At 63.4% G+C, this 7811-nt stretch carries 7 protein-coding genes; 3 read left to right on the plus strand and 4 right to left on the minus strand.

Annotated elements, in window-relative coordinates:
- From EOA85_RS21230 to EOA85_RS21240, 3 genes are all read left to right on the plus strand, one after another.
- On the plus strand, window positions 1-325 hold a 325-nt coding region (locus EOA85_RS21230), incomplete at its 5' end, for a homocysteine S-methyltransferase family protein (protein ID WP_206523338.1).
- Entirely contained in the window at window positions 325-1506 is a 1182-nt protein-coding gene (locus tag EOA85_RS21235) for a pyridoxal phosphate-dependent aminotransferase (protein WP_127211050.1), read from the plus strand. The genes EOA85_RS21230 and EOA85_RS21235, both read left to right, overlap by 1 nt.
- Window positions 1503-3977: an FAD-dependent oxidoreductase gene (locus tag EOA85_RS21240; RefSeq protein WP_164759780.1), complete on the plus strand. Its 2475-nt coding sequence runs from the start codon at window positions 1503-1505 to the stop codon at window positions 3975-3977. The genes EOA85_RS21235 and EOA85_RS21240 overlap by 4 nt, the downstream gene beginning before the upstream one ends.
- Before the next feature lies 1 nt (window position 3978).
- Here the strand turns inward: EOA85_RS21240 and EOA85_RS21245 are convergent, their stop codons facing one another.
- From EOA85_RS21245 to EOA85_RS21260, 4 genes are all read right to left on the minus strand, one after another.
- A complete protein-coding gene (locus EOA85_RS21245; protein ID WP_127211051.1) occupies window positions 3979-4566 on the minus strand; it encodes an NAD(P)H-dependent oxidoreductase in 588 nt (195 codons plus the stop codon).
- The gene (locus EOA85_RS21250) at window positions 4566-5147 is read right to left on the minus strand and encodes an NAD(P)H-dependent oxidoreductase (RefSeq protein WP_164759781.1); all 582 of its coding nucleotides are present in this window, start codon (window positions 5145-5147) and stop codon (window positions 4566-4568) included. The genes EOA85_RS21245 and EOA85_RS21250 overlap by 1 nt, the downstream gene beginning before the upstream one ends.
- Window positions 5147-6544, minus strand: coding sequence for an FAD-binding oxidoreductase (locus tag EOA85_RS21255; RefSeq protein ID WP_127211054.1), 1398 nt, complete (start codon window positions 6542-6544; stop codon window positions 5147-5149). Before EOA85_RS21255 ends, EOA85_RS21250 begins: the two co-directional genes overlap by 1 nt.
- Window positions 6544-7811 (minus strand): cytosine deaminase (locus tag EOA85_RS21260; protein ID WP_245485923.1); only part of this gene is annotated, 1268 nt, incomplete at its 5' end. The genes EOA85_RS21255 and EOA85_RS21260, both read right to left, overlap by 1 nt.

The raw sequence follows: 7811 nt of genomic DNA on the forward strand, positions 1-7811 counted from the left end.
GCTGCCGGTCGCAGCTAGACTGGTCAATTGCTGCAGGCCCGAAGCGATTGCTGCAGCGTTGCCCGAACTGATCTGCCTCGGCGGCCCGGTCGGCGCCTATGCCAACGGCTTCACCTCGATTGAGGCGCTCAAGCATGGCGGCACCGTGGAAGTGCTGCACGCCCGCCACGACCTTGATCCGGACGCCTATGCAGGCCAGGCAGTCGGCTGGGTTGAGGCCGGCGCCGGCATCGTCGGCGGCTGCTGTGAAGTCGGACCGCCCCACATCGCCGCCCTGCGTGACCGGCTCGAACAGGCCGGCTACGAAATTTCGGGAGTAGCATAATGCCCAGACCATCATCGCGCATTTCCGGCATCGTGCCTTCCGGCAAGGATGGCTGGGAGGTTCATTTCGCTGCCTGGACACGCAAGGAGGCCGGCGAGGACATCATCATGCTGTCGGTTGGCGACCACGATTTCGACACGCCGGCGCAGACGATCGAAGCCTGCGTGACCGCGGTTCGCGCCAGCAACCACCACTACACCCCGCTTCCCGGCATTCCGCGCCTGCGCAAGGCAATGGCGGCGGCGTCGACCGTGTGCACCGGCGTTGCGACCAACCCCGACCAGGTCATCGCCACGCCAGGCGGACAGGCAGCGCTTTACGCGGCGGTACAAGCCGTTCTCGATCAGGGCGACCATGCCATCGTGGTGGCGCCCTATTACGCAACCTACCCCAACACGTTCAGTGCAGCGGGCGCCGATTTCACCGTAGTCGAGACACCTCCCGAGGATGGTTTCCAGCCGCGAGCCGCCGACATTCGTGCCGCGCTCCGGCCGAACACGCGCGCCATCCTCATCAATACGCCCAACAACCCGACGGGTGCTGTCTACTCGCGCCAGCGGCTGGAAGACCTGGCGCAGATCTGCCGGGAACATGACCTCTGGCTGCTGTCGGACGAGGTCTATTGGACGCTGGGCGGCGGCGAGCACATCTCGCCGCGCTCGCTGCCCGGCATGGCGGAACGCACGCTGGTCATCAATTCCATGTCGAAGAGCCACGGCATGACCGGCTGGCGCATGGGCTGGCTGACCGGGTCAGAAGAGATGATCTCGCTGCTGACCAACCTCAATCTGGTGACGACCTACGGCCTGCCGGCCTTCATCAGCCTCGCTTGCGCCGAGGCGCTGGAAAACGGCTATGGCGTCAAGGAGATCGCCGAACGCTATGCCGCAAGGCGCAGCGTCGTCCTCGACGCAATGCACGGTATGAACAACATCACCGTGCGCGGCTCTGAAGGCGGCATGTATGTCATGCTCGACATTTCGGCCATCGAGCCGGACGACGAGAAATTCGCCTGGGCTTTCCTCGACAAGGAAAAAGTCGGCGTCATGCCGGGCTCGAGTTTCGGCGATGCCGCCGCCGGCCACATCCGCGTCAGCCTCTGCCAGCCCGAGGCGATACTTTTGGAAGCAGCCCTTCGGCTGCGCCGCTTCGCTTCCAACTATCGCCGTGAGGCTGCATGAGCGCCCTGCCCCAGAATACCATCCCGACAAAGGCCATTCCTCCCAAAGCAAGGGCCGTCATCATCGGCGGCGGTGTTTCAGGCTGTTCGGTCGCCTACCATCTGGCCAAGCTCGGCTGGACCGATATCGTGCTGCTCGAACGCAAGCAGCTGACATCGGGCACGACATGGCACGCCGCCGGCTTGATCGGCCAGCTGCGCGGTTCGCAGAACATGACGCGGCTGGCGAAATATTCGGCCGACCTCTACGTCAAGCTCGAAGCCGAGACCGATGTCGGCACCGGCATGCGGCAGGTCGGCTCGATCACCGTGGCGCTGACCGAGGAGCGCAAGCACGAGATTTATAGGCAGGCGTCTCTCGCCCGCGCGTTCGATGTCGACGTGCGCGAGATTTCGCCTGATGAAGTCAAGGAGATGTACCCGCATCTCAACATTTCCGATGTGGTCGGCGCCGTGCATCTGCCGCTCGACGGCCAGTGCGACCCGGCCAATATCGCCATGGCGCTGGCCAAGGGTGCGCGCCAGCGCGGTGCGACGATCGTCGAGAACGTGAAGGTAACCAAGGTCGATACCAGGGATAGCCGCGTTACCGGCGTCTCTTGGACGCAAGGCGACGAGCAAGGCATGATCGAAGCCGATGTCGTCGTCAATTGCGCGGGCATGTGGGCGCGCGAGCTCGGGCGCCAGAACGGCGTCACCATCCCGCTGCATGCCTGCGAGCACTTTTACCTCGTCACCGAACCGATCTCCGGCCTGACCCGCCTGCCGGTGCTGCGCGTGCCGGACGAATGCGCCTACTACAAGGAAGACGCCGGCAAGATGATGCTCGGCGCCTTCGAGCCGGTGGCCAAGCCATGGGGCATGGACGGCATCCGCGAAGATTTCTGCTTCGACCAGTTGCCTGAGGATTTCGAGCATTTCGAGCCGATCCTTGAAATGGGCGTCAACCGGATGCCGATGCTGGCCAGCGCCGGCATCCACACTTTCTTCAACGGTCCCGAGAGTTTTACGCCTGATGATCGCTACTATCTCGGCGAGGCGCCGGAGCTTTCCGGCTACTGGATGGCGACCGGCTATAATTCGATAGGCATCGTTTCCTCCGGCGGCGCCGGTATGGCCCTGGCGCAATGGATCAATGACGGCGAGGCACCCTTCGATCTGTGGGAGGTCGACATCCGCCGCGCCCAGCCGTTCCAGAAGAACCGCCGCTACCTGAAGGAGCGCGTCTCCGAGACGCTCGGCCTGCTCTATGCCGACCATTTTCCGTACCGCCAGATGGCGACCTCGCGGAACGTCAGACGCTCGCCGCTGCACGAACATCTGAAGGCGCGCGGTGCGGTGTTCGGCGAGGTTGCCGGCTGGGAGCGCGCCAACTGGTTCGCCAGGCCCGGCCAGGAGCGCGAATACCGCTATTCATGGAAGCGGCAGAACTGGTTCGACAACCAGCGCGAGGAACATCTGGCCGTCCGAAACGGCGTCGGCCTGTTCGACATGACCTCGTTCGGCAAGATCCGTGTCGAGGGCCGCGATGCCTGCGCCTTCCTGCAGAAACTCTGCGCCAACGACATGGACGTGGCGCCGGGCAAGATCGTCTATACCCAAATGCTCAACCAGCGCGGAGGTATCGAGAGCGATCTCACCGTCTCACGGCTATCAGAAACGGCCTACTTCCTGGTGGTGCCTGGCGCGACGCTGCAGCGCGATCTCGCGTGGCTAAAAAAACACCTCTCCCATGAATTCGTCGTCATCACCGATGTCACCGCTGCCGAAGCCGTGCTTTGCCTGATGGGTCCGGATGCGAGGAAGCTGATTCAAAAGCTGAGCCCGAACGATTTCTCCAACGAAACCAACCCGTTCGGGACGTTTCAGGAGATTGAAATCGGCATGGGGCTGGCCCGCGCCCACCGCGTAACCTATGTTGGCGAACTGGGCTGGGAGCTTTATGTCTCGACCGACCAGGCCGCCCACGTGTTCGAGGCGATCGAGGAGGCCGGCGCCGATGTCAGCCTAAAACTCTGCGGCCTGCACACGCTGGATTCCTGCCGCATCGAAAAGGCCTTCCGGCACTTCGGCCACGACATCACCGATGAGGACAATGTGCTGGAGGCAGGCCTTGGCTTCGCAGTGAAGACTGCCAAGGGCGACTTCCTTGGCCGCGACGCCGTGCTGAGAAAAAAAGAAACCGGATTGGACCGGCGGCTGCTGCAGTTCCGCCTGAAAGACACGCAACCCTTGCTCTTTCACAATGAGGCGATCCTGCGCGACGGCAAGATCGTCGGCCCGATCACCTCGGGCAATTACGGCCATCATCTCGGCGGCGCCATCGGCCTCGGCTACGTGCCTTGCAAGGGCGAGAGCGAGGCGGACCTGCTGTCGTCGTCCTACGCGATCGAAATCGCCGGCGAGCGCTTCGCCGCCGAGGCATCGCTGAAGCCGATGTATGATCCGAAATCGGAACGGGTGCGGATGTAGCTCAGAAGCGCTCCAGCTTCGTTCGCACTTTCTCCAGGAACGCCGCCCTCGTCCTCGGTGTCGATGAGTCCATCAGGTAGTGCGCCAGAAAGAACGTCCTGCAGCGGGTGGCGCAGAGTGCCCGCATGCCGCGCAGGATTGTCCTGCGTCCCGGCTGGCCGACGACGACGCTCCACCAGGTCGGTGCGCCGCAGGTCGTGATCACCCCGATCTTCGTCACATGCCTCATCAGCGACTGAATCCGTCGGTTGCCGGCCGGCAGCCGGAAGGCGACGTCGGTCGCCCAGACCCGGTCGAGCCAGCCCTTCAGCATTGCCGGCAGCCCATACCACCATGTCGGATAGATAAAGAGAATTGCCTGGGCCCAGTTGAGATTTTCGATGTGCGGCTTGAGCGCCGGATCCTGTGGGGCGTGTTCATTGTAGGAGCGTCGCTCGCCGCAGCCCATGACCGGATCGAAATTCTCCGCATAGAGGTCGAGCAGCCGCACCTCCCAGCCCCTCGCCTTCAGCACCTCGATGGCACTATCCCGGATCGAGGCGCAAAAGCTTTCCGGGACCGGATGGCAGTAAACCACCAGGACCCGCATCAGAAGGCATCCATGCTGGCGGCGACTTTTGCCGTGAATCTCTTCCGCGTTTCATCGGTCGACAGGTTCATCGAATAATGCGCAAGATAGGCCACGGAGGCACCTGGCTTGACCGTGGCGCGCAACACACGCTTGACCAGCTTGCGCGGCGGGTCGCCCATCAGCATGGCGTGCAACCGGCTGCCGCCATAGGTGGTGACCGCCGCCAGCTTGCGGATGTTGTGCAGCGACGGCTGCACCCTGCCATTGACCAGCTTGAACGAGACGCCGGGCAGGAAGACACGGTCGAAAAAGCCTTTCAGGATCGCCGGATAGCCGAAGTTCCACACCGGAAACGACAGCACCAGCGCCTCGGCCCGCAGCAGGCGCTCGACATAGGGCGCTGCCGGATCACCGGCGCCGCGATCGTCGTGATAACCGAGCCGCTCGGCCCGCGTCAGCCGGGGATCGAAATTCTCGGCATAGAGATCGCAGTCGTCGAGGGCGTGGCCGGCTGCCGTCAGCCGCTCGACGATCACCTTGTGCAAACCGGCATTGAAGCTGGTCTCGACCGGATGGGCGTAGAGAACGAGGATGTTCATCACCCCGCCTTCTGCAACCCCTTGAACAGGAACGACTTGCCCGAGCGATAATCGTAGTCCGGGTTTTCCCAGGCGATCATCTTGCCGGGATTGAGCAGCCCTTGCGGATCGGTCTCGTGCTTGAAGGCGAGCTGCACGTCGTCCGTCTGCTTCATGCCGCCCTCTTCCAGCGTGTAGCGGTGCGGGTTGAAGACCCAGCAGCCATTCTCTTCGTGGATGCGGATTATCTCGTCGAGCCGCTCGGCCGTCGTGAAGCGGACCAGCGGCAGCCCGGCCACGCCGATCGCGCCGTCGAAGCGGATGAATTCGAGATGTGTCGGCACTTCGTCGCCGAAGCGGTCGATCATCGCCTTGACGTAAGCGAGGTGATCCGGCGAAGGATAGCGGGTCTGCAGATAGGTAATCGTCGGGTCGACCCTGATGGCGCGCAGCGTCGTGTGGTTCCAGGTCAGCTCATAGGCCGGCGGCCGGCCCTTGAGATCGGCCTCCTTGTCGGCGCGGAAGACGATCTCGCCCTTGCTGCGCGCAGTAAGAGCGACAAAGGCGTCCATGGCATGCGGCGTGATCATGCAGACGACGATGCTTTGCTCGCGCCTGAAAAACCGCTGGTGCCGCTTGAAATAATCGTAAGGGATGGGCGCGGCGATCGGCGTGATCAGCTTCGCTAGAATGCCGTCCTGAATGGCGAGATCGTTGCCGAAGCCGGCCGCATCCATAAAATCGTCGAAGCCGACGATGACGTCGATCCAGTCGTAAGATGCGGTCAGCGGCATCTCGACCTCGGTGATGATGCCGTTGGTGCCGTAGGCATGCATCACCTTCAGCACCTCTTCGCCGGTAAGATCCATGATGCGAGGCTCCGCCTCCATCGTCACGGTCCTGAGCCGGATGACATTGCCGAGGTCGCGCAGCCCACCCCAGCGGATCGAGCCGACGCCGCCCGATCCGCCGGCGACGAAACCGCCGATCGACGCGGTGTTATAGGTCGATGGCGACATTCGCAGCTCCTGGCCGGAATGCGCGCGCGTCGCCCTGTCGATGTCGGCGAGGACGGCACCGGGTCCGGTCACGACGCGGCCGGGCGCGATCGTCTTGACTGCATTCATTTCGGCGAGATTGAGCACGACGCCGCCGGACAAAGGCATCGCCTGCCCGTAATTGCCGGTGCCGCTGCCGCGCGGCGTCACCGGCACGCCATGCCGGTGACAGGCGGCAAGCACTCGGATCACCTCGTCTTCCGTCTTCGGTGTCACGATCAGATCGCCGGTCACATGGTCGAGCTGTTGCTTCAGCACCGGGCTGTACCAGTAGAAGTCACGGCTCTTTTGCTGGACGATCGCCGGATGGTCGTCGATCTTCAGACCGTCGAGATCGCGTTTGAGCGTAGCCAGGTCCATCATCCCACCATCAGATCATCGAGTTCGGCATAATCGGGCAATTGGCGCTCGATGGCGTGGCCGTCGCGCACCACGATGCGATCCGATTCAGGCCGCGACAGCAATTCCGTCCAGCTCCGCCCCTTGAAGACGACGAAATCGGCGGCGCCGCCGGCTGCAAGGGTGCCGAAACCGTCGAGCCGCATCACCTGGGCCGGCGTTGAAGTCACCGCCTGTGGCCAATCGCCGACCGGGTGATCGAAATGCAGGATGCGCGTCGCCATGCGATAGACCTCCAGCATGTCGAGATCGCCATAGGCGTAGAACGGATCTCGGGTATTGTCGGAGGCGACGGCGACAGGAATGCCGCGCGCTTTCATCTCGTGCAGCAGCGTCACGCCGCGCCAGCGCGGCGTGGTCTTGTCGCCGCGCCGGTCCTGCAGATAGAGATTGCACATCGGCAGCGACACCACGGCAAGCCTCGCCTTCGCCACCTTATCCAGCGTGTCGAGCACATCGAGATCGGGCTGGCGTGCCAGCGAGCAGCAGTGGCCGACGAGGATGTTTCCCTCAAAACCGTTCCACAAGGCCGCCTCTGCGATCTTCTTCAGCGAGATCGCCGAGATATCGTCAGTCTCGTCGGCGTGGAAATCGAGGTCGAGGCCATGCTTGATCGCCTGCGCGAACACCTGGTCGAGAAGCTCTTCCAGGTCCGGCAGCATATAGGTGACGACGCCGAGCACGCCATTGGCCGCGGCGACGCGTTTGGCCAGCCTTTCGAACCACTTCCTGTCGCGCACGCCTTCGATGCCAAGCAGGCAGGCCGCCTGCAGCTCGATGCGGCCACGCCATTTCTCCCGTATCGTCTCGAACACCGGCCAGGAGATCTCTTCCTGCGGCGCGACGCTGTCGAGATGGGTTCGCATAGCCCTGGTGCCGTGCGCGTAGGCTGAGCGCAGCGAAAAAGCCATGCGGCGGGCAACGTCGTCTGCGCTCCAGCGGGCAGCGCGATCGGCGCCGGTGGCGTTCAACGCGCCCATGAACGTGCCGTCCGGATTGGGTTTTCGAGGCCAGATATGGCCCTTGTCGATATGCGTGTGGCAGTCGACGAAGCACGGCATGACGACGCGGCCGCCGAGGTCGGCGGCAGCTGCGGGCGAATTGGACTGGCGATGCGCGACGATGCTGGAGATTTTGCCGTCGGCGACGGCGATATCAGCGAGCGCAAAGCCGTCGGCATCGAAGGCTGCGGCAAGGCCCGGCGTCAGTGATGCGTGAAGCCGGACGT

It is taken from the genome of Mesorhizobium sp. M5C.F.Ca.IN.020.29.1.1 (assembly GCF_003997375.1).
GTDB classification, from domain to species: domain Bacteria; phylum Pseudomonadota; class Alphaproteobacteria; order Rhizobiales; family Rhizobiaceae; genus Mesorhizobium; species Mesorhizobium wenxiniae.